We start from the raw sequence: 22,590 nt of genomic DNA, 5'->3' as shown, positions 1-22,590 counted from the left end.
CCGTGTTTATGACAAACCTGAACATAGACAAACATTCGAAGGTATTCTTTACCGCCTTAGAACAGGTATCCCTTGGCGAGATTTACCTAAAGAGTTCGGTCATTGGAGCACGGTCTTTAGACGGTTTCATTTATGGTCTAAGAAAGGCGTTCTAGCACATTTATTCAAGGCCTTAGCCAACCTTGCTGATATAGAATGGGTCTTTATTGATGGCTCGATAGTGCGGGCTCACCAGCACAGTGCAGGTGCAGCGACGCTAAGTAATGAGAGTATTGGTAAAAGTCGAGGCGGTAATTCAACCAAAATTCACTTAGCCGTCGACAGCGGAGGATTACCGATTTATTTCGAATTATCAGAAGGCCAAAAACACGATATTACACACGCCCCCAGCTTAATTGAGCACCTGAAGCAGGTTGATACCGTCATTGCAGATAAAGGTTATGACAGCGATGCTTTTCGTGAACTTATCGCMAATAAAGGCGGGAAATCTGTTATTCCAAGGCGCCGCTATAAGAATACACCTCAAGAAAGAGTCGATTGGTGCTTATATCGGTATCGACATTTAGTGGAGAATGCTTTTGGAAGAATTAAGCACTATCGAGCAATATCAACAAGATATGACAAGCTAGCAAGAAATTACGCCAGTATGGTGTCACTGGCGYTTATGTTAATGTGGCTGCCGATGTATTGCTGAACAACATTTGTACAGCAAAGATCAACAGACCCTAATATCTAACTGAACTATATCTAACTGAACTTAGGGCCTACCTCTAAGTTCGGTTTCGGTTAATGTTCATCGCTAATGGTTCATCACTCATCATTGATTGCTAGAAAATATGTTAGATACTCACTCTAACTTTTTAATAAAGTGACCTGAACAAAACAAAATCAACCGTAAATCCGCTTGCCCTCATTATTTAGCTCAACGGCATAGCATCAGAGATCGATTAACAGCTCACCCAATCTAAACAGCTTCCAGTTACCCGGCTGCATAACGCGCCACTGTTCATTCTCGGTCAATGGGCGAGTCGCAATCACAGTCACCACATCATGGGCGGTAGTTTCCTTATCAAAATCAATCACCACATCGGTATCGATAAGTTTCGCTTTACCAAACGGCGCGCGGCGAGTGATGTAACATAAGTTATTACTGCAATAGCTCATTAAATGCTCGCCATCGCTCAATATCATGTTGAACACACCTAAGGCACGGATTTGCTCGGCCAACGTTGCGACGTAATGGAACACAGCCAACATATCTTCAGGTTTAGTACCGCCAAACTTCTGGGCGACTTGTTCCAAAATCCAGCAGAAAGCAAGTTCGCTATCGGTATCGCCTACGGGTTGATAGCGCGAGACATGAAACTTGGGCAGATAGTCCGTCAATTGCCCATTGTGGGCATAGGTCCAATAACGTCCCCATAATTCGCGGGTAAAAGGATGGGTGTTCTCCAAAGACACGCAGCCGCGATTCGCTTGGCGAATATGGCTTATCACCACTTCACTTTTAATCGGGTAGGATTTGATCAATTTTGCAATATGCGATTCGCTACTCGGGCAAGCATCTTTAAAAGTACGGCTACCTTTCCCCTCGTAAAAAGTAATACCCCAGCCGTCCACGTGGGGACCGGTTACACCACCACGTTGTGCTAATCCCGTAAAACTAAACACAATATCGGTCGGCACATTGGCGCTCATCGCCAGTAACTCGCACATATTTCTCGCCTATCATCAATCAAAAAAACTACTTATTGGCATTGTAACTAGTTGATGACATTTGTGGAATGATCAAAGCTGACAAATAATTTAAACAATTGTTTGAAAAATACTTGTATTAAAATTCTCTTAGGTTTAACTTTTATGCGACACAGGTCTGACCACAAACTATAATTGTGATCGCAATCAATAAAACACTCTATGACCTGTGGTTGGCACTCGGTCATATTTAAGGAGAATTACAGTGACTACCCTACTTTGGATCATCGCCATGATCTTAGTGCTAGGAGCCCTAGCTTACCTTCGGGTATCTTTGCTCACTGCCACTATTACAGCCGCTGTTGTGATGACAGCAGGATGGACACTCGATGTTGTCGGCCCTATCTCTTGGATCGTTTTCCTCGTGATCGCGCTGCCGTTAAATATCAGTGCATTTAGACAAAATGTGATCAGTCGTCCACTGATGAAGGTATATCGCGGCATCATGCCGGAAATGTCTTCAACAGAGAAAGAAGCGATTGAAGCCGGCACCACTTGGTGGGAAGCCGATCTGTTTGCGGGTAACCCGAACTGGAAAAAACTCCATAACTACCCAGTTGCGCGTTTAAGTGCAGACGAACAGGCCTTCCTCGATGGCCCTGTTGAAGAAGTGTGCCGCATGGTGAATCAACACCAAGTGTCACATCAACTTGCCGATCTGCCTGCTGACGTATGGCAATATCTGAAAGATCACGGTTTCTTCGCCATGATCATTAAGAAAAAATACGGCGGTTTAGAATATTCAGCTTATGCCCAATCTCGCGTGTTACAAAAACTGGCGGGGTTAAGCAGTGAATTGGCTTCAACTGTTGGCGTACCTAACTCTTTAGGCCCCGGAGAGCTGCTGCAACATTACGGCACGCCAGAGCAACAAAACCATTATTTACCGCGTTTAGCCAAAGGCTTAGAAGTCCCCTGTTTTGCACTGACCAGCCCAGAAGCTGGTAGCGATGCAGGCTCGATTCCTGACTTTGGTATCGTGTGTAAAGGCCAATGGGAAGGTGAAGAAGTTCTGGGGATGAAGCTGACCTGGAACAAGCGTTACATCACTTTAGCGCCTGTCGCGACAGTATTAGGCTTAGCCTTTAAACTGCGCGATCCAGAGCATCTCCTTGGCGATAAAGAAGAACTCGGCATTACTTGTGCTTTGATCCCTACCGATGTGGAAGGAGTAGAAACGGGTCGTCGTCACTTCCCGCTCAACTGCATGTTCCAAAACGGTCCGACTCGCGGCAACGAAGTATTCGTGCCATTAAGCTTCATCATTGGCGGCCCGAAAATGGCGGGTCAAGGCTGGCGCATGCTGGTGGAATGTTTATCAGTGGGTCGTGGTATCACGCTGCCATCAAACTCAGCGGGTGGCGTGAAAACCGCTGCGCTGGCAACAGGGGCTTATGCTCGCATTCGTCGCCAGTTCAAATTACCTATCGGCAAGCTTGAAGGTATCGAAGAGCCAATGGCACGCATCGGCGGTAACGCCTATCTGATGGATGCTGTGACAACTTTGACCACTACAGGTATCGACTTAGGTGAAAAACCGTCGGTTATCTCTGCGATTGTGAAATATCACCTGACAGACAGAATGCAGAAATGCGTTATCGATGCCATGGATATTCACGGTGGTAAAGGTGTGTGTCTTGGCCCCAATAACTATTTAGGCCGTGGCTACCAAGCTGCGCCTATCGCAATTACTGTTGAAGGTGCAAACATCCTTACCCGTTCTATGATCATCTACGGCCAAGGCGCAATTCGTTGCCATCCGTATGTACTCGCAGAAATGGAGTCTGCGTTTGATACTGAATCGGGTCAAGGTTTAGCTAACTTCGATGCGGCTATCTTTGGTCACATTGGTTTCGCGACCAGTAACTTCATCCGTAGCTTCTGGTTAGGTCTGACATCAAGCCGTTTCTCTAACGCGCCTTATTCAGATAAAACCAAACGTTATTATCAACAGATGAACCGTTTCAGTGCCAACCTTGCCTTGCTCTCTGACTTAGCCATGGCAACCTTGGGTGGTAACCTTAAACGTAAAGAACGTATCTCTGCCCGTTTAGGTGACTTACTGAGCCAACTGTATCTGGCATCAGCCACGCTGAAACGCTATGAAGATGAAGGCCGTCAAACCGACGACTTGCCATTAGTACAATGGGCAGTTGAAGATGCGCTGTACAAGCTGCAAGCTTCTTTAGACGATTTACTGGATAACTTCCCTATGGGCCTTGGCGGCGCATTACGTGTGGTGATGTTCCCATTCGGTCGTCCACTGAAACGCCCAAGCGATGTGTTAGATCATAAAGTTGCTAAGATCATGCAAACACCGTGTGAAAGCCGTAACCGTTTAGGTAAAGGCCAGTTCTGGACTAACTCTGAGCACAATGCTGTGGGTATCCAAGAACAAACACTACTCGACATCATCGCGTCTGAACTGCTGCACGACAAAGTCTGTAAAGCGAGCGGTAAACGTCTACCATTTATGTGGTTAGATAAAGTTGCCGCAGAAGGTAAAGCCTTAGGTGTGTTAAGCGATGCCGAAGTGCAATTACTGGAAAGAGCCGAAATTGGTCGGATGAAATCAATCAACGTTGATGACTTTGACCCAGCAGAACTGCGTCCAGAAGTGGTTTCAACCACTTCACAGGAACGTGCTGCGTAATCCACTCAGTAAGATTTAAACCACAAAAAGGAGGCTAATAAGCCTCCTTTTTTAATGCCTATAACCAATCCACGACTCAAGTCATTAAGCAGCTTTAAATGAGCAGCCTAGGTTAATTCTTTACTAAGGTCTCATCTACAGCTTGTAGTGGATCAGCGGTATTATCTTCAGTAGCCACCTCAGCTTGAGCCTTTTCAAGCTTTAATCGCTCGGCCTCCTCTTCCGCTTTTGCCTTTGCTAAAGCAGATTCTGCCGCTTTTTCTTGGGCTTCCCGCTCTGCAATTGCTTGCTGCACTTTGGCTTCTTCTAAGGCTTCAATTGGCAATAAACTGATAAGCTCAATGCCATTAGGAAATACGGTATCATTACCCGAAACAACGACGACCTTACCTTCTTTCGTCAGGTAAACCAGTGATATTGCCGTCTCACCGTAACGCTTACGAAAATGTTCAAAGCTGAAGTTTTCGGTTAAATTCGTTACTTTCAGTTGAGCGCCTTTCGCCATTAGGCTGGCTATCTTGGCATAAGACACTGCATCACCAAACAAACATAAACGTTGCTTATAACTTTCAGAGAGCTGGTGGCGCGCACTGCCTACTTCGGTATTATTAAGACCAAAAACTTTTTTAGCACCAAAAAAGTCTTGGAAATGAAAGCTCACTAACGGGTTTAACTGTCGGTAAGGTGAAATAATCAACACGCGGCCAATTCCAGTTAAATCCATATAGGTTTCAGCATGTTCCGATACGGGATTACCAAAATACACTGGGATATTATCCATACGCGCGAGCCTAATGTTGTCCCAGTTATTATCAGCCAGTAGCACTTTGACATCTTTGGCTTTTAAAATTTTCGCTAACTCTCTGGAAAATTTTGAGGCACCAAAGATCAATAAACCTTGGGCAGAATCGGCTTTAACTCCAAGAAATCGTGCCCAACGTCCCGCTGTTAAACTTTGGACCACCACAGTGCCGATAATAATTAAGAACACTAAGGGCACAATTGCATCTGCGCCCTGCACATTGTTGGCTTCTAACTTGATTGCAAATAACGAAGATACCGCCGCGGCCACAATACCTCGAGGGGCAATCCAGCATAAAAACCACTTATCCGCTTTCGACAGAGATGTGCCGATACCAGAAACCCAAATACTCAGCGGTCGTGCCAATAACATGGTCACCGCTAAAACACCCAGTCCACCCCAACCTAAGCCGAGCATGGCGTTAGAATCTAATCGCGCCGCCAGTAAAATAAACAGTGCAGAAATCAACAGTACAGTTAATGTTTCTTTAAATTCAAGGATTTCAGCAATATCCACACCACGCATATTCGCAAGCCAAATGCCCATAACCGTCACAGTCAATAAGCCCGATTCTTCTTGTAATAGGTTCGAGCCGACAAAGATACCCAGCATTAAGGTCAAAACGGCGGTATTACGCAGATAGTGTGGCAATAGGTTGTGTCTTAAGATTTGTCCCGTTAGATAACCCGCCACTGCGCCAAGTCCTAATCCGAGGAACAACATAGAGCCTAAGGCATAAAGCACATGTGTCGTTTGATCGCTGGCAACGGTTATGTATTCAAAGACTAACACTGCGAGCAGCGCGCCTATTGGGTCAATCACTATGCCTTCCCAACGCAATATACTCGCTAGCTGGGATTTAGGACGCACACTTCTGAGCATTGGCACGATAACCGTAGGCCCAGTCACTACCACTAGCGCCCCAAAGAGCAATGCAATTTCCCAACTAAAATCCAGTAAATAAAAGGTGGCCGTACTGATACAGGCCCAAGTAATCACGGTACCGATAGTCACAAGATGCGTCACCATACGACCATGATCTTTGATTTCTTTGAAGTTAAGAGTCAAAGCCCCTTCAAATAAAATCACGGCGACCCCGAGGGAAATTATCGGAAAAAGCAAATCACCAAAAATCGCATCAGGATTGAGGAATCCAAGCCCAGGGCCTAAAGTGAGCCCACATAGCAACAAGGGTAAAATCGCTGGTAACCGCAGTTTCCAGCCAAGCCATTGACAAAATAACGATAGCACTCCAATTAGCGCTAGCATGCCAGTAATGTGTTCAACCATATAAATCCTTTAGATAACTGAGCTAAATACTAATGAGCTTAGCTTTAATGACGCAGATGACAACAGCATGAACAGTAAGCTGAAATTATCTATTCGATATATCCACTGTTAAATATGACTCTTCCCTCATCACCTATGGAGAAAAAATCAAGAAAACGGAGCAATCTAGCGACATCAAGTAAAATAAGCTGTAGTACAAATCCGAAAACATCAGATTTACCTTAAATAGGGATTTAAACTTAAAATAGAAAAACAAAAAAGCCTTATCTTTCGACAAGGCTTTAATCATTTGATGAAGCGAAGACATTGATCAGCAATACACGCTGGTGACTTTCGATAATACGCTAGCTCAAACTTTTATCGTTATTAGGTGTCAACTATAACGATGAGCTAATGTCTAACAACTAAAATGCGTGTGGGCCTACTCACTTGATAGACACAACCACACTTATACATATTTACCGAATCCAAATAATAACGCAGGGGATAAATCCCCTGCTTAACACCATTAATCCCTACGGCTACCGTAGTAATCGTGCAGTTCGTTTTCCCATTCAACATCTTTCATATTGGGCCAATGGCCTTTGTCAAACCCCGGCGCCGTTTTGAGTCGCTCTAATGATATGTCCATGACAAAACATTTTTGCTCATGATTAAGTGTCAGCATCTTCCAAGGCACCGCAAACAGCTTTTCTCCAAAACCAAAATAAGTACTGAACGACAGTACCGCATACCCGACGTGGCCCGTTTCCACTTCAAGCATAATTTCTTTGATATCCCCTAAGGTTTCACCAGAATTATTAACAACATTATTGCCGATCAGTGTTTCAGCGCCCATCAGATATGGGCCGGGTCCTTGTGCCAATGATGGAGAAGCGAACTGTGGATTGTTGTAAATGCCGTAAACATCGCGATCATGATAATTCATTTTGTTGACCTCTTTATTAGCGCAGCCCATGAAACTGGACAACGGAATAAGTGAAATACCAAACGTTGGTTTCGAATTGAACATGTCCGTCATTGGACATAAGTTAGAGTATGCATCTCTTCAATCACTCGCTCTGTTCGGCATACCGCTTATCAGTTAATGCGAATATAAACACATCGACTCGTCAGATCCCTGTAAGTGCGCCACCGTACCGACATCCCATTTGCTACGGCACAGACTCATGTTACCCAGTGCAAAATTGCCCCGGCATCAGGAAGATTAGCCATGTCAATTGCGACTATTTTATTGATTATTTTAATTTTGTTATTTCTCGGCATGCTCCCCACTTGGCCCCATAGCCGAAACTGGGGTTATCGTCCAGGTGGCCTTATAGGCATAGTGCTACTGGTACTGATCATATTGCTGTTAACGGGACGCGTTAGCTAATCCCCCATTTTTACTCTTTATCAAAAAGGATAATCTGATGAGAACAATTAAAATGTTAAGTATCTTCCTGCTGGCTCTAGGCTTAGTCGCCGTGGCCAGTTGCAGTTCTGCATACAACAAAGAAGGTACTGGCGAGTATTTAGATGACAGTGTGGTCACCACCAAAGTGAAAGCTGCCATTTTAGGTGATAAAAACTTAAGTGTGGCCGAGATTAATGTTGAAACCTTTAAAGGCGTGGTCCAGCTCAGCGGGTTTGTTAAATCGCGAGAAGATATCAATACTGCGGTAAAACTAACAAGCAAAGTCCCCGGCGTTATTTCAGTCAAAAACGATATGCAACTGAAATCTGGCGCACCTTCACCGCAACTAAAAAACTAGTCATTTAATCTCCATCATTCCGCAGCCCCGTTCTGATGCTGCGGCCCTTCTTTTTGCAGCAGATTTTCTGGTGCCAAGTCAATGCCACCACAGGTTGAACCGCTATGCCCACTCAACACCAAGACACATTAGCCCCACAAATTCAGAACAGATTAATCCGTCATCTGCCAGTGGTGGAACAAGCAGATTTATTATCGCAAGCTGAATTAGTCCAACTTAACTTTGCCGACTTACTGTGCAAGCCTGGCGAGTCATATCAATATGTCTATTTTCCCTTAACGGCTTTTATTTCTTTGATTGCTAAACTCCCCAAACATCCGGCATTGGAAATGGGTTTGATTGGTTACGAAGGTATGCTTGGAGCGACGACTTTGCTGGGCACTCGGCAAGTGCCTTCCGAGGCGATCATCCAAGGTTCTGGTCAAGCTTGGCGGCTCCCCATTGAAACCTTTGAAGGCTTACTCGCTCAAAATACCAATCTGAAGCAAATAGTAGAGACTTATCTATACACCTTGTTATGCCAATTATCACAAAATGCAGTCTGTGCCCATTTTCACTCCATTGAGTCTCGGCTAGCACGTTGGTTGCTAATGAGTCACGACCGAATTCAGACTGATGAGTTATATCTAACTCATCAATTTTTAGCCGACATGCTGGGTGTTAGGCGAAGCAGTATTACCGAGGCCGCAGGCAATTTACAGACCCGAGGTAGCATTTCATATAATCGTGGGCGATTACATATTCTTGATCGACAAGTTCTACTTGCCCGTTGCTGCAGTTGCTATCACTCAATGCGCACTTAAGTGCATATTGTCCGCTCAACGATTCAAAAAACCTGCCATTATGTTCGCTACCGTACATAGCATAGGTGTTTCTCGCTGTAATCTGAGTTAGCGACATCACCAAACAAGGACACGCTATCATAATGGACACACTAAAACTGAAATCTGTATCAGAGCGCCCGCCACCGGAAACTCACTTACCGCCAGAATCCAATCGGTTGTTATGTGAATTGCCAGAGGAAGTCAAACAACGTATTTTCCCGCATCTGGAGCTGGTTCCATTAGAACTCGGACAAGTGGTCTGTGAAGCAGGCTCAAAGCAGCGTTATGTGTATTTCCCGCTGGACTCGATTATTTCGCTACTATATGTGATGGAAAATGGGGCATCCGCTGAAATTGCTGTCGTTGGCAATGATGGTATGGTCGGCGTTGCACTGTTTATGGGAGGAGAAAGCACCACGAGTCGCGCTGTGGTGCAAAGTGCTGGCGTTGCCTATCGCTTGTTTGGTCAGCGGCTTAAAGACGAATTTAACCGTCATGGCGCCCTGCTCCATCTGTTACTACGTTACAGTCAGGTGCTACTGACCCAAATGGCCCAGACCGCGGTTTGCAATCGACACCATAGTATTGAACAGCAACTGTGTCGTTGGTTACTGCTTTCGATAGATAGACTGCCCGATGATCGCGTGTTAATGACACAAGAATTGATTGCCAATATGCTCGGCGTACGCCGTGAAGGTGTCACCGATGCGGCAGGAAAACTGCAACGCATGGGGGTAATCAATTACAGTCGTGGGAATATTGAAGTGGTCGATCGCGCGTTACTAGAACAAACCTGTTGTGAATGTTACGCAGTCGTTAAGCAGGAATCAGAACGGCTGATGCCACCTCAACAAGCGCAGCAAACATAAACGTACTGTGGATAAAAATACACATAACGGATGGCTAGACCACTCGTACAACAGCCATTCTATCGTTATCCCATATGCCACTTCAGTACTAAACCCACACTGGTACTGCAGAGCATAAACAAAACAGGCAGTCATCAACCCTACACGCCAACATGGCGCAAACTGATGCAGCCTAATATCCAACACATTACCTTTGTAATCAATGCATTATTATTGATTATATCGGCCCGCCCAGCAAACAAAAAACGTGCCGAGCGGCCAATATTGCCATCACTAATCCCATGCGCGCTAACGCACAGACGTTCAATATTTAGCAGGTCATGCTGAATGTACGGTTCATGCACTCTTGCACTACACCGGGTTACTTGAGGTTTATATGAAAAAATTCAAAGAACAACATAAATCCGTCGATAACGATGCACAGAATTCCAACACCAACAAAGCCAATCCTCCCGTCGTAGCCCGCAACCGTCAGATGATCAAAGCCACAGTTGCGGATAAAGCTAAACAAGACGTGGATACCAGTAAAAGCACAAAAAATAAGCGAGGTTGAAGAACTTAAATCAAACGACAAGGAAGATAACTGGACTGAAAAAGAGCCAAATCATCACTCGTTAGACTAGGACGTGACGAACAAACAGGGAAAAGTTTCATTGATTAAGTGCAAAAACTAAACCATGCAGTAACACACTGCGTTTAGCTCAAGCCGATGCAACCCTTACTGTGTCGGCCCTCTTTAACTCAGAGGAGTAGATCATGAATTTCCGTGGCGTCAAATTACTCACTCATACCAACTGGCTCAAAAATGAGGCTATTCACCAGCATATTTAACTGTGCATGGTGGAATAACAAACCTAAAGACCACACTCTGGACACTGTTTCCGAGAAAGGAATTTCAAATGAACATCAATAAAAATCAACAACCACAGCAATATCCAATCAGTCTACAGCGAGCCAAGCACTTCTTATTGGCAGGTTGTATTGCAACAGCGCTCGTGGGCTGCAGTTCAACGCCATTGACTAAGACCGCAGAAATGGAACGGGCTGAACACACCATTGCCCGCGCAGAGCAAGCAAGAGTCGGCCAATATGCCTCAAATGAACTGGCACAGGCCAGACTTAAACTTCAATCTGCAAGCAGCGCATTACTCAATATGGACACTGTCAGCGCCGATCGTTACGCCATAGAGGCGAGCCTTGAGGCCGAATTGGCCCAAGCTCGCGCTGAGCTGGCACAAGCCAATAGCGTCAATAATGAAATGAAAAACAATATCAGCATTCTGCAGCAAGAAATGTTACGCCGTTCAGGAGGAATTCAGTAATGAAAAAAACTATCGCTTCGTCGGGTCTGCCTTTACGTTTTAGCCGCCATCTACTGGCATATAGCCTAATCCTAAGCACAGTAGCAGCTTGTAGCAGTACGCCTAAAATAGCTGAAGGCATCGGTGATATCCGTACAGAACTTAATAAACTGCAAGCGAATAATGAACTGGCAATTTTAGCCCCTGCTGCCATTAAACAAGCTGAAGAAGCCGTTCGCGCTGCTGAACAACCGGTAAAAGATGAGCAACAATCACAGCACCTCGTGTTTGTTGCTGATAAGAAAGTCAATATTGCCTTAGCTCAAGCGCAGAGCCGCTTTGCCGAGGATCAACACAAAGTCCTCGCTAAAAAACGCGATGACGCCAGATTGGATGCTCGCACCACAGAGGCCAATCAAGCCCATCAAGATGCGCGCCTAGCCCGTGCTGATGCTGCAGATGCGCGTCAGGAAACGACCGAACTGCAAGCCCAGCTCACATTGCTGAATGCCCGTCAGTCAGAACGTGGTTGGGTCGTAACCTTAGGTGATGTTTTATTTGACACTGCCAAAGCGGATCTTAAGTCATCGACCAGTCAACATCTAACCAACCTAGCGAACTTTCTGAACAAGTATCCCGCGCGTGGTGCCATGATTGAAGGGTATACAGATAGCGTAGGCAGTGAACAATACAATCTGGGTTTATCGCAGCAAAGAGCTGATAGTGTTAGCCATTTTTTACAGGGAAAAGGGGTCCAATCCAATCGGCTCAGCAGCCTAGGTAAAGGTGAAAGCTCACCTGTTGCCAATAATGAGTCCGCCAGTGGCCGCCAGCAAAACCGTCGGGTTGAAGTCATCCTCACCGACACCGCACAGGCTCCACAGTAGCTATCACTTAATCATATTAAGATTTCAGCGTGATCCTTGCTGACATTTGAATCGAGTCTCATCGCTAATAAGATGAACAGCGCAGAAATTAAGGAGATCAGTAAAAAGCAAAAAGCCCCATCTTTCGATGGGGCTTTTGCAATTTGGCGGAGCGGACGGGACTCGAACCCGCGACCCCCGGCGTGACAGGCCGGTATTCTAACCAACTGAACTACCGCTCCAAATTCTTCCATATCCAAATATTTGACAGGTATCTAACCCACTAACCCCAGCGTGACAGGCCGCTGATGTTAAAACGATAGTCTAACCAACTGAACTACCGCTCCAAATTTTTCCATATACAAGTATTTGACAGGTATCTAACCCGCTAACTCCAACGTGACAGGCCGCTGATGTTAAAACAGAACGATAATTCGACACACTTATCAAGGCTCTGCTTAAGATGCGAAGAATAATACGGTTGAGCCCTGCAGGCGTCAACCGTTTTTTTACTTCGATTTATCATTTGATTAAAAAAAAGCCAAATCAATTGCAGACCTTGATTTATATCCCAAATATCGCTGCAACGTTCCAGTTCAAAGTCATAAATCAAACACATTAAGCAACGCTTGGCTAACGGTCTTTATCTGTTTCATCTGGCATTGTAAGATCGATTTCATCTAATGAAGGCGCTGCGGGTGAATTTGCAGATGCTTCATTTAATAAACGTAACTCCGCGGCAGCTAAGGCCTGCGCCAAACTTTGGCGCTTACGCCACACAATTAATCCCACCACGCCTAAGACTAATAAGATAGCGTTGACTGTAATGATCCAGAACATTGCATCTTTCTTCGCAAGCTCTTCTTCCTCTGCCGCTTTTTGTGCAGCAACAGCAGCCAACTCTTCAGCACTTGGTGGTGGTTCTGGTGGTTGAATTAAGTTAAAGAAAAGCTCAGGTAAATCCAGCACGATTTCACGACCAGTGACAGTCGTCGTCGCCACAAAACCTTTAATTCGATAACTACCAAACTCTGTCACTGTAGGTAAATCTAATTCAGAGTCAGGCTCAGTGAGACCATTAACAACCAAAGGCAGTTGCAAGCCAGCAGGGCCGACTAACTCAAAGGAAAAATGCGTCTCAGCCAGCTGCAACACTGTCTTATCCACGTGTAACATGACTTTCCATTGCCCTGTTAGCGGATCGTCAGGGGTAATGACTTCTAGATTAATTGGCCGAGGTGACAATTTAAACGGGAATGAAACCTGCCGTTCAAACACATTATTACGTGCCTGCACGACAAACTCATACTCACCCCAAGGCTGCTTTATATTGATATTGCTGGTAAATACACCATCGTCGGGTTTTTCATCGTAATCTTCACCATTGTCTTTATAGGAACCAACAATAATGTCACCCGCGGCAAAGTTTTCATCGCCCGCCTTATGTTTACTCACAAAATGTGCCGTCCATTCGACTAAATAATCTAACCCAGGCATACGCACACGCTGCTCGTCACCCATTAACTGCGCGACAATTTTAACTTGTTCACCTTGGAAGATTGGCTGTGGTAAAGGCTGAACTTCGATTTCGAGTTTAGAGAGCTTCTTAAGGGTTGAACCAGAGACGACCTTGCCCACCAACTGCCAAGGTCCGGGTTGTGGTGACTCAATGTAAATAATATCGCCCGTTATACCATCAACCCACTTAACGGTTTCTGGATGACGATTGGCGTACCATTTACTGCCATCGGGTAACACTATGACCACGGGCGCAGAGCCATATTCACGCTCCACTAATAAGATCATGTTATCGACCATATGATCAATACGAAAACGGTTTTTAAGCTCGGAAGCCGTCTCCAATCCTACAATCGGTGCAGCCTTAGGTGGCTTGACGACTTTTTTGGCGGGATCTAGGTCAGCGGCAAATACACTCGCCACACTAAATAACAGCGTAGTGGCAAGCAGGCAAAAAGCTAAAATGGGTTTATGGCGCGACATCGGCATAGTAATTCTTCTATCCTCTCCAGAGGCATTTACCTGATTTTGCGACTAAATCAAGGCGTTGTTCATGCATTGTCAGTTCATCGGCCGATGCGCCAATCACTTTAAGATTAAGTGATTGCGGATCAAAACGTTGAATCCCCCCCGCTTCCTGCCCCGCTTCTTCGTTAGACAAATTAAACTTTGTCTGTCCGCCAGTCATGATCAGATAAACATCAGCGAGGATCTCGGCATCGAGTAATGCGCCGTGGTACTCGCGGCGAGAGGTATCGACGCCGTAACGCTTACAGAGCGCGTCGAGATTGTTTTTCTGACCGGGATGTAAAAACTTAGCAATCTCTAAGGTATCGAGGATCTGACAAATATCAGCGGTTTTCGGACCACGCGGCTGCAGCAGTGAAAACTCATGATCCATGAAGTTCACGTCGAAGCTCGCGTTATGGGCGACGATTTCAGCACCGTCGATAAAGTTGATAAACTCTTGAGCAACTTGATGAAAACGCGGCTCTTTGGAAACGCGTTCATCGGTAATACCGTGAACGGCGATGGCTTCGGGATCGATTGCTTGACCTGGATTGATATATTGGTGGTAATAACGTCCCGTCAAACGACGGTTCACCACTTCCACACAACCTATCTCGATGATCCTATGGCCTAAATAGATGGCGCCGCTGCCTTGGTTCATACCTGTGGTTTCGGTATCTAAAATAACCTGACGGCTAGCATTAGAGATAATATTCATGTTTTTATGCGCTTCTTATGACAATTTTTAGTTATACTCGGCCGAAATTCCCGGCTATGGTAACAATTTGATGACTGAACTAAAACTGATCCACATCTTCACCGACGGCTCTTGCTTAGGCAATCCCGGTCCTGGCGGCTATGGCATTGTAATGAATTATAAAGGTCATACAAAGGAGATGTCCGACGGTTTTGCGCTCACGACCAATAATCGCATGGAATTGTTAGCCCCAATCATAGCGTTAGAAAGCTTGAAAGAGCCTTGCCAAGTCGTGCTCACCAGCGACAGCCAATATATGCGCCAAGGCATAATGACATGGATCCATGGCTGGAAGAAAAAAGGTTGGATGACATCAAACCGTACCCCAGTCAAAAACGTTGACCTATGGAAACGATTAGATAAAGCCTCACAGATGCACACTATCGACTGGCAATGGGTTAAAGGTCACGCAGGACACGCCGAAAACGAACGTTGCGATGTGTTAGCTCGCACCGCAGCAGAATCTAAACCAACCCAACCCGATTTAGGCTACCAGCCTTAACCCTGTGCCACTCAGTGTAAACTCGCTAAGTGCGAAAAAGTAAGTTCGATGCCATCACGCCTAAGTTAAGCACTTGGGCGTGATGATTTATTTCACTACTCATCTCACTGTCAGCTCACTATTTATGAGCCATTGCTATCAAACGGTTTATTTCAGTTCCACACCTGCAATATTGAAAAAATTCTCACAAAACAGCACAAAAGCTTGACCTAGTGATGTCGCCTGACGGCTCTTATGGGTGATGCGATAAAACTGCCGCTCGAGTACGAGTCCCTCAATCGTGACTAACGCCAATTCTTTACGACTGATTTCTTTCTCCAGCGCCAGCTCAGATAACACCCCAAGCCCAGCACCTTGTTTCACAGCCAATTTAATCGCATCCGGCGTAGTAAAGCAGAATTTAGCCTCTGGCTGCATATCCAACTCATTGGCGGCATTTACAAAATATTCGCGAGTGCCCGATCCTTCCTCACGTAGCACCCAAGACAGGCCTTTAACCGCCGCAGGTTTAACCACTTTCCCCGCCAGAGGATGCGCCGGATGACAAAACACCAGCAGCCTATCCTTATGCCATGCCTCGACACTCAAACGATTGTCAGTGCAATGGCCTTCAATAAAACCCATTTCAGAGCGGAACTGAGCAACCGCTTGGATCACATCTTGAGTATTAGTAATCGCCACATCCACATGGGTTTGAGTATGTTGCTGACAAAATGCCACTGCGGCTTTCGCCATCAGATAATTGCCAATTGTCGAACTGGCACTGATGCTTAAACGCCCAACCAGATCACCACCATGATAAGTAAATGCCTGCTCAATTTGTTCAACACGGTGTAATAGATCCGTTGCCAATGGCAGCAGTAAATTACCCTGCGAGTTAAGCTGTAATCGATTGCCAATACGTTCAAATAGGCGGGCATTTAGCTGCTTTTCTAATTCAGCCAAGGCCATAGATGTCGCCGGTGGTGATAAATTCACTTGTTCAGCCGCCTTCGCGACTTGGCCGCTACGTGCCACGGCCTCAAATACTGCCAGTTGTCTTAAGGTGATCCGCATATAAAAACCTGTACTAAAAATGGAAATGGCTTATCAGTTTTCCGAATGCTCTGATAAATGCCCCGAACGACCCGCAGTCGGTGCCGTGGTCCAATTTGTCTGCCGCACCTTACGTTTATCGCGAATAGGTGTGAGTGGCGACTCGAGTTTACGTGCCACAATCAAATACAAACTGCCCGCGCTAGGAAGCCATGACGCTAAACTCTGTTGAAAAAATCTACCTTGGGTAAACTCGCCCATTAATGGGTGATAGACCAAACGCTCATCCCCCACCACTTGATAACCTAATAAACCTAACCAATCTCGCACCCTCGAAGGCATAAAAAAACGGCCATTCCAAGGAAGACAATCCTGATATTTAGGCCATAACTTACCCAAAAATACTGGACTCAAGGGATTAAAACCGACGATAAAAAGATAGCCTCCGGCGATGAGTACCCTATCGGTTTCGCGAAGAATACGGTAAGGATCGGGTTCAAATTCGAGCAATAGACTCATCACCACCGCATCTATCGCCGCATTCTGCAGGGGTAGATGGCAAAAATCGCCTTCAATAGAGGCGCCTTTAGATGGCGAGAGTGAAAAATGATGGGCGACTGGCGATGCCATGCTCGACAATTCGGCACTCAAAGGCCCTAACTTTAATAAATGATAACCAAAGACTCTTGGCCACCAATCTTCAAGCTGTTTAGCGACGGCTTGCTGTAGTGCCTCACCATTGGGTAGGTCACTCCATTGTTCGGGCTTGAGCTCAGTACTAAAATGCGACACAGAGTTCCTCCGTTAGTTGGGTAGACAAGTATCCAATGGGGTCAAAGATGACCACATTCTGCCACAGGGCAAAAGCGGCAAAGGTCGCCAAGGGCCGTTCACTCATGGATAATACCTTCATCTTCAAATTGAAATACAGACATAGGCAGTTCTATGCTCACTATAACAGCGATCAAAGCCTTTAATGACAATTATATCTGGGTGTTACAACAACAGCCCCATACTCAGGTTTATGTTGTCGATCCCGGCGATGCAAGTGTGGTCATTGATTACCTACAAGCCAATCAACTCACGCTAGCGGGCATTTTACTGACCCACCACCACAATGACCATACGGGTGGCGTACCAGCGCTTCGAGCCTATAGTCATAATAGACTCACGGTTTATGGCCCAGATAATGAGAAGATCGAAGGCATCACACATCCACTGCACGCAAAAGCCAAGCCCAGATTCACACTGGAGTATCTCAGCTCTGAGCTGCAAGTCTTAGATGTACCAGGCCACACTGCAGGACATATAGCCTACATTGTTGAAGATGCCTTATTTTGCGGTGACACCCTGTTTAGCGGCGGCTGCGGACGCTTATTTGAAGGCACGCCAGCGCAAATGCTCAACTCACTACAGCAACTTGCCCAGCTTCCCGCCGACACTCGGGTTTATTGTGCCCATGAGTACACACTTTCAAACCTCAAATTTGCCCTCGCGGTCAATCCCAACAATCGCGAGCTCCAAGACTATAACGAACGTGCGATGCAGTTACGTCGCCAAGACAAAGCGACAGTTCCCTCCACCATCTCCTTAGAACGCGCCATCAATCCCTTTCTACGCCCTAGCGACACTGAAATTGTCGATAACATAAAACAGCATTTTAGCAGTCTAAATCACGCAAATTTAGACGAACTCAGCAGTTTTACCTTACTCAGACAGTGGAAAGATAATTTTTGATCACAAAAGCAATATTATAGATTGAAATTCAAACAGTTTTTCTCATTTTTGATGATGTAAGTCAAAAATGGCCTTACATTATGTACGATAATTAAGGGACAAGATCGAAAAGATCCCATAGAATGGCTCGTTTTGCGTGAAAACTTTGCGCGCTGCGTCGTCTTTATCTTCATATAAAACATACTGTTACTATAAAGAAAAGCGATGCACTAACAGAGGACTACCGTTTTCAATGAGAGTATCACTTTATGTTGTTGTAGGGGGATTTGCCCTACTCACAGGCTGTCAAACATTAGACAACCATGGCGTTAACCAAGCAGAAGTTGAAGCCGTCACAACCGAAAATACAGTCCCAGAATATTACCTCGCAACCGAGGCTCCATCGGCGCAAATTACCGATGTATGGGAGCGAATTCGTCAGGGCATGCAGTTACCGGTTCCAGATCAAAAATTGGTGAATCAATACCGTGATTGGTACATCAAAAATCCACAGCATCTGGCGATCATCTCGGAACGTGCTGCACCTTATATGTACATGATTGTAGAAGAACTTGAAAAGCGTCATCTTCCTATTGAGATAGCTTTGTTACCAATAATTGAAAGCGCCTTTGATCCATCCGCATCATCGACTGGCGCGGCATCGGGTCTGTGGCAATTTACAACACCTATGGCCAGTCATTTCGGTTTAGAAATGAACTGGTGGTATGACGGTCGCCGTGATGTCCCCGCATCAACGACTGCGGCGCTCGATATGCTGGAATACCTCTACGATAAAACCAATAACAATTGGCTTTATGCTATTGCTGCCTATAACTCGGGTGAATCACGGGTGCTCAATGCAATCAAACGTAATGAGAAAAAAGGCTTAAAAACGGATTTTTGGTCATTGGATTTGCCCAGAGAGACAGAACGCTATGTGCCGCAACTGCTCGCACTGGCAGAAGTCATTAAACACGCTGATGAATATGGCATATCTTTAGCGCCAATCGACAACAATCCCACTATTGAAGTGGTTGATATTGATAGCCAAATTGATTTAGCCATGGCGGCAGGTTTTGCTAATATGACCACGCTTGAGTTACAAAAACTCAACCCAGGTTATAACCGCTGGGCTACATCGCCACTTGGTCCGCACACCTTAGTGCTACCAATTGATAAATCGGAAGAATTTAAAAAAGCGCTCGCTGAAACAGAAACCGAAGATAGGATCAGCTGGTTACGTTACACGATCAAATCTGGCGATAGTATTGGCAAGATTGCTACGCAGCACCATACGACCGTTGCCGCTATTCGCGCCGCCAACGGCATGAAAAGCAACACGATCGTCGCAGGCAAGCATTTGATTATTCCTGTCGATGCGCAAGACAAGCAACTTTATGCCCTGTCAACTAAGCAGCAATTGCCGAAAAAATCACATGCTGCAGTTGAATCAACAAAAATTGCTTATCAGGTTAAGTCAGGAGACACACTCTCTGAAATAGCCCAAGCCCATAAAGTGACGGTGAAACAACTCAGCACTTGGAACAAATTGGCTAAGAATAGCAAGCTACAAAACGGTCAGAAGTTAGTGATCTTAGCACCAAAGGAGCTTGAGCAAACCGCACAAATTCGTACTGTCAGTTACAAGGTAAAATCCGGTGATTCACTTGCCCGTATCGCCAATAAATTTAACGTAACTGTTGCCGAGCTACTCGAGTGGAATAGCCTAGCGCAATCACAGTATTTACAACCAGGCCAAGTGATCAAATTAGTGGTTGATGAAACTAAGTTGAGTGCGTAAGGACTACACTGGCACATAGTTCGAACGGATTAGTGCTATAAATCCTAAGCAAAATTGAGCCATAGATAACAAAAAGGCAGCAACCCTATCGGATTGCTGCCTTTTTCTATTACGGGCTTTCTCTATTATGAGAGGCGGCGTTATTCCATCGTCAGTAATAAGACAACGGGCGCCATAACAACGGCATCAGACTCTAATGCTTTAGCGGCAAAATGCGCTTCTAAGCGAGCACCATCTGCAGGTATTCCTGCAAATGCTTTGGGCGGAATACTAAATGAAGTCGTGATCACTTTCCCTGCCGCCAATTGGCTATCACGTAATGCTTGGGTAAACATCATATCATCCGACCAAGCCCACAGACGTTTGCCCTCTTGCGTTACCAACCACAAATCCGCCGTCATCCCAGAGTTATAACGTAGGCCGACAGCATAGGTTTGTGGATTTGTCACAGTCAATGTCGCCTTAACCGACTGCTTAAAATCGATAAAAGGTTCTAGAGTTAATTCGCCGCGAAGCAAGCCTTGTGCCTTTTCTGCCATCACAGGTTCAGCCTTTAATGTCGGAGTGCTTTTAAGCCCAGAAACATCGAGCGCCAGATCGGCAGCGCGAATAATCTCAGGCTGAACGGCCGCAGCTGTTGTAGTCTCACCCTTGGTTGACTGACTCGTGTCAGCGGCTTCGGGCGCCGAGCACCCAACAAGTTGCCCGCCGACAAAAGCACTCGCGCAAACAAGTAATGCGTAACGCGTTGAAGCAACCATTAAAAACCGCCTAGTTTTTTCAATAAGGAGTCTTTTAATTTTTCCTTAGCTTTGTCGGTTTCTTCCTTTAGCTGATTATTCAGTAAGGCTTTAGTATCCAAAGCATATTCAGGTTTTTGGAAAGTGCCTGTAATCGCCAACGGAATGTCAACTCCAGCCAGCGCATCTTTGTCGCTACCGCCCTGACCCTTCAATGAATTCACTAGGCTAGCGGTTAGTCTGTAGTCCAAGGCTTCAGTCAATAAATTCGCAGTGCCTTTACCATCCAAACGCAGTAAAGGCGAAGACAAGGCAAGATCTGGATTCGTGGCAACGCCATTATCCAACGAGAAACTGCCCGTCAGACTCGAGAAGTCAGTTTTGCGCTCCGCCTTCGTTTCTGGCGATAAGTCGCCCTTTAACTTAGCTTGTGCGCTGCGGATCATCTGTGGAATATTTACCCCGTACAGAGCACCGTCATTAATATCAAAATGACCATTCGCTAACAGGTTTTTCTTTAACTGCTCAGGGATCAAACTCTTACCTTTCCCCTTCACATCAAAGTTGGCTGTACCGGCCAATAAATCCACATCCGCTGCATCTTTGAGCAAAGGACGAATTTGTACGCCCGTCACTTTTTTATCAAATTGATAACTCGCCACTGCTTGACGAGCATCAACCTGAACGCTCACCAGCAACTGACCTTGATATAAATCCGCATTCAATTTCGTCAGATCTAACACGCCATTTTTAATGCCCACATCCATTAACCAATTTTGAGTCGACAGATTCGCGACCTTAATAGACTTAACAGTCAACTTGAGTTTTACATCAAGCTGCTTAAGGGCTGAGAGATCAGGCTCAACTGCCTGAGAGTTTGCTGCTGGCGCTTGTTCAGCGGTGGCCGCGGCCTCTGTTTTAGGTAACAGTGTATCTAAATCAATATCGCCAACTTGAAAATCAGCATTAATTTGTGGGATTTTCGTACCATAATTAACACCCACTTTACCCGCAGCGGTAATGCTCGCTGCTGTGAGCTGCGCAATATCGACGGACAATTGCTGTTTATCAAGGGCGATTTGAGTTGCTAAGCTGACAGATGTTTCGAGTTTCTTGTTCGGAATACTCTCACCTTCCACCACAGTGTCAATTTTCAGCCCATTGATAACGAGTTGTTTAAAGTCTCGACTGAGTTTTAGTTCACCTTTAGCTTCGCTACTTACCGTCATATCCGGCATAGTTGCACTGAATTCAAAGGCGATAGGCGCAAATTTATCTAAAGAGAACTCACCTAGGGTGAAGCTACTTAAGGTAAAGACTTGAGTCTGCTTATTAGCTTCGTCAATCATATTAATTTGGGTATTGGTGATAGAAATGCCACCAATATTAATGTCGTTAAGTTTGGCATTCGATGAAGATTCGGCGGCAGCTGGAGACGCTGTTTTTGGGCTATTATCGCCACTCACCCCATCGAAACTGCTAGTGCCATTTTTACGGGTGACTAAATTGATCGTTGCGCCATCGAGACTCAATTCTGCAATTTCAATTTTCTGACTAAACAACGGCATGAGCGCCACTTCAGCAACGGCTTTTTTGACTTCTAACATAGCCTTAGGCGTAAAACCTTCAGGGTTAGATAAAGACACCCCCCCTAAATTAATACCTATGACAGGGAAAAATGTCCAAGATAAATCGTCAGTAATGACTAATTCACGACCCGTTTGTTTTTTTACGGCATCGACTATTTCAGGTTTAAAATCATTAGGGTCGAAAAAGACGGTGAGATAAACGGTAACTAAAAGAATGAGCGTCACCATTAAGGCTAAGAGCCACTTAATGAATTTCATATAAATATCCTTATCAAAAAACAACTTGAATTTATAGCAACTAATGCATT

Annotated in this window: 21 protein-coding genes and 1 tRNA gene; 12 read left to right on the top strand and 10 right to left on the bottom strand. The window is 45.4% G+C overall.

The window, feature by feature from the left end; all coding sequences use genetic code 11:
- Positions 1-694, top strand: a 694-nt coding sequence (locus L5L97_RS11295; protein WP_263187167.1) for an IS5-like element ISSod6 family transposase, incomplete at its 5' end; no start/stop codon positions are given.
- 242 nt (positions 695-936) lie between these two features.
- On the opposite strand, the gene L5L97_RS11290 is transcribed toward L5L97_RS11295, so the two are convergent.
- The gene (locus L5L97_RS11290; protein WP_113939616.1) at positions 937-1,716 is read right to left on the bottom strand and encodes a class II glutamine amidotransferase; all 780 of its coding nucleotides are present in this window, start codon (positions 1,714-1,716) and stop codon (positions 937-939) included.
- Between the two features lie 244 nt (positions 1,717-1,960).
- On the opposite strand from L5L97_RS11290, the gene fadE reads away from it, so the two are divergent.
- On the top strand, positions 1,961-4,408 hold the full coding sequence (gene fadE / locus L5L97_RS11285; RefSeq protein ID WP_263181892.1) for an acyl-CoA dehydrogenase FadE: 2,448 nt from the start codon (positions 1,961-1,963) through the stop codon (positions 4,406-4,408).
- 112 nt (positions 4,409-4,520) lie between these two features.
- Here the strand turns inward: fadE and L5L97_RS11280 are convergent, their stop codons facing one another.
- Together L5L97_RS11280 and L5L97_RS11275 are read right to left on the bottom strand one after the other, a co-directional pair.
- Positions 4,521-6,500 carry a cation:proton antiporter gene (locus L5L97_RS11280; RefSeq protein WP_263181891.1) on the bottom strand — a complete coding sequence of 660 codons (1,980 nt, stop codon included), beginning with the start codon at positions 6,498-6,500 and terminating at the stop codon, positions 4,521-4,523.
- Between the two features lie 508 nt (positions 6,501-7,008).
- Positions 7,009-7,428 carry a PRC-barrel domain-containing protein gene (locus L5L97_RS11275; RefSeq protein ID WP_028760076.1) on the bottom strand — a complete coding sequence of 140 codons (420 nt, stop codon included), beginning with the start codon at positions 7,426-7,428 and terminating at the stop codon, positions 7,009-7,011.
- A gap of 285 nt (positions 7,429-7,713) precedes the next feature.
- Here L5L97_RS11275 and L5L97_RS11270 point away from each other — a divergent pair, with 285 nt between their 5' ends.
- From L5L97_RS11270 to L5L97_RS11240, 7 genes are all read left to right on the top strand, one after another.
- On the top strand, positions 7,714-7,875 hold the full coding sequence (locus L5L97_RS11270) for a DUF3309 family protein (RefSeq protein WP_081729035.1): 162 nt from the start codon (positions 7,714-7,716) through the stop codon (positions 7,873-7,875).
- 37 nt (positions 7,876-7,912) lie between these two features.
- Positions 7,913-8,254, top strand: coding sequence for a BON domain-containing protein (locus L5L97_RS11265; protein ID WP_028760077.1), 342 nt, complete (start codon positions 7,913-7,915; stop codon positions 8,252-8,254).
- Between the two features lie 104 nt (positions 8,255-8,358).
- Positions 8,359-9,057, top strand: a complete 699-nt coding sequence (locus tag L5L97_RS11260; RefSeq protein WP_263181890.1) for a Crp/Fnr family transcriptional regulator — start codon at positions 8,359-8,361, stop codon at positions 9,055-9,057.
- Between the two features lie 122 nt (positions 9,058-9,179).
- A complete protein-coding gene (locus L5L97_RS11255; protein WP_263181889.1) occupies positions 9,180-9,947 on the top strand; it encodes a Crp/Fnr family transcriptional regulator in 768 nt (255 codons plus the stop codon).
- Positions 9,948-10,323: 376 nt separating this feature from the next.
- Complete coding sequence (locus tag L5L97_RS11250; RefSeq protein ID WP_263181888.1) at positions 10,324-10,500, top strand: hypothetical protein; 177 nt, start codon at positions 10,324-10,326, stop codon at positions 10,498-10,500.
- Between the two features lie 346 nt (positions 10,501-10,846).
- Positions 10,847-11,269 carry a DUF4398 domain-containing protein gene (locus L5L97_RS11245; protein ID WP_219254834.1) on the top strand — a complete coding sequence of 141 codons (423 nt, stop codon included), beginning with the start codon at positions 10,847-10,849 and terminating at the stop codon, positions 11,267-11,269.
- Positions 11,269-12,135 carry an OmpA family protein gene (locus L5L97_RS11240; RefSeq protein ID WP_263181887.1) on the top strand — a complete coding sequence of 289 codons (867 nt, stop codon included), beginning with the start codon at positions 11,269-11,271 and terminating at the stop codon, positions 12,133-12,135. The genes L5L97_RS11245 and L5L97_RS11240 overlap by 1 nt, the downstream gene beginning before the upstream one ends.
- Before the next feature lie 144 nt (positions 12,136-12,279).
- On the opposite strand, the gene L5L97_RS11235 is transcribed toward L5L97_RS11240, so the two are convergent.
- The 3 genes from L5L97_RS11235 to dnaQ all read right to left on the bottom strand — a co-directional run bounded on the left by L5L97_RS11235 (position 12,280) and on the right by dnaQ (position 14,860).
- A tRNA-Asp gene (locus tag L5L97_RS11235) sits at positions 12,280-12,356 on the bottom strand.
- Between the two features lie 391 nt (positions 12,357-12,747).
- Positions 12,748-14,121: a TIGR03503 family protein gene (locus L5L97_RS11230; RefSeq protein WP_263181886.1), complete on the bottom strand. Its 1,374-nt coding sequence runs from the start codon at positions 14,119-14,121 to the stop codon at positions 12,748-12,750.
- Positions 14,122-14,131: 10 nt separating this feature from the next.
- The gene (gene dnaQ, locus L5L97_RS11225) at positions 14,132-14,860 is read right to left on the bottom strand and encodes a DNA polymerase III subunit epsilon (RefSeq protein ID WP_263181885.1); all 729 of its coding nucleotides are present in this window, start codon (positions 14,858-14,860) and stop codon (positions 14,132-14,134) included.
- Between the two features lie 70 nt (positions 14,861-14,930).
- Here dnaQ and rnhA point away from each other — a divergent pair, with 70 nt between their 5' ends.
- A complete protein-coding gene (rnhA, locus tag L5L97_RS11220) occupies positions 14,931-15,401 on the top strand; it encodes a ribonuclease HI (RefSeq protein WP_006081489.1) in 471 nt (156 codons plus the stop codon).
- 147 nt (positions 15,402-15,548) lie between these two features.
- Here the strand turns inward: rnhA and L5L97_RS11215 are convergent, their stop codons facing one another.
- Together L5L97_RS11215 and L5L97_RS11210 are read right to left on the bottom strand one after the other, a co-directional pair.
- Positions 15,549-16,457, bottom strand: coding sequence for a LysR substrate-binding domain-containing protein (locus tag L5L97_RS11215; RefSeq protein WP_105252337.1), 909 nt, complete (start codon positions 16,455-16,457; stop codon positions 15,549-15,551).
- Between the two features lie 33 nt (positions 16,458-16,490).
- Complete coding sequence (locus L5L97_RS11210) at positions 16,491-17,228, bottom strand: class I SAM-dependent methyltransferase (protein ID WP_105252336.1); 738 nt, start codon at positions 17,226-17,228, stop codon at positions 16,491-16,493.
- 153 nt (positions 17,229-17,381) lie between these two features.
- Here L5L97_RS11210 and gloB point away from each other — a divergent pair, with 153 nt between their 5' ends.
- Positions 17,382-18,173, top strand: coding sequence for a hydroxyacylglutathione hydrolase (gene gloB, locus L5L97_RS11205; protein ID WP_263181884.1), 792 nt, complete (start codon positions 17,382-17,384; stop codon positions 18,171-18,173).
- 232 nt (positions 18,174-18,405) lie between these two features.
- Positions 18,406-19,953, top strand: coding sequence for a LysM peptidoglycan-binding domain-containing protein (locus tag L5L97_RS11200; protein WP_263181883.1), 1,548 nt, complete (start codon positions 18,406-18,408; stop codon positions 19,951-19,953).
- Between the two features lie 140 nt (positions 19,954-20,093).
- Here L5L97_RS11200 and L5L97_RS11195 read toward each other — a convergent pair whose 3' ends face one another.
- Together L5L97_RS11195 and L5L97_RS11190 are read right to left on the bottom strand one after the other, a co-directional pair.
- Positions 20,094-20,714, bottom strand: a complete 621-nt coding sequence (locus L5L97_RS11195) for a BsuPI-related putative proteinase inhibitor (RefSeq protein WP_113939588.1) — start codon at positions 20,712-20,714, stop codon at positions 20,094-20,096.
- Positions 20,714-22,540: an AsmA family protein gene (locus L5L97_RS11190; RefSeq protein WP_263181882.1), complete on the bottom strand. Its 1,827-nt coding sequence runs from the start codon at positions 22,538-22,540 to the stop codon at positions 20,714-20,716. Before L5L97_RS11190 ends, L5L97_RS11195 begins: the two co-directional genes overlap by 1 nt.
- Positions 22,541-22,590 lie beyond the last annotated feature (50 nt).

Origin of the sequence: Shewanella sp. SM71 (assembly GCF_025653905.1) — a bacterium.
GTDB lineage: Bacteria > Pseudomonadota > Gammaproteobacteria > Enterobacterales > Shewanellaceae > Shewanella > Shewanella oncorhynchi.
Note: the sequence above shows the minus strand (reverse complement) of the source record. Positions and strands in the feature narration are given on the sequence as shown.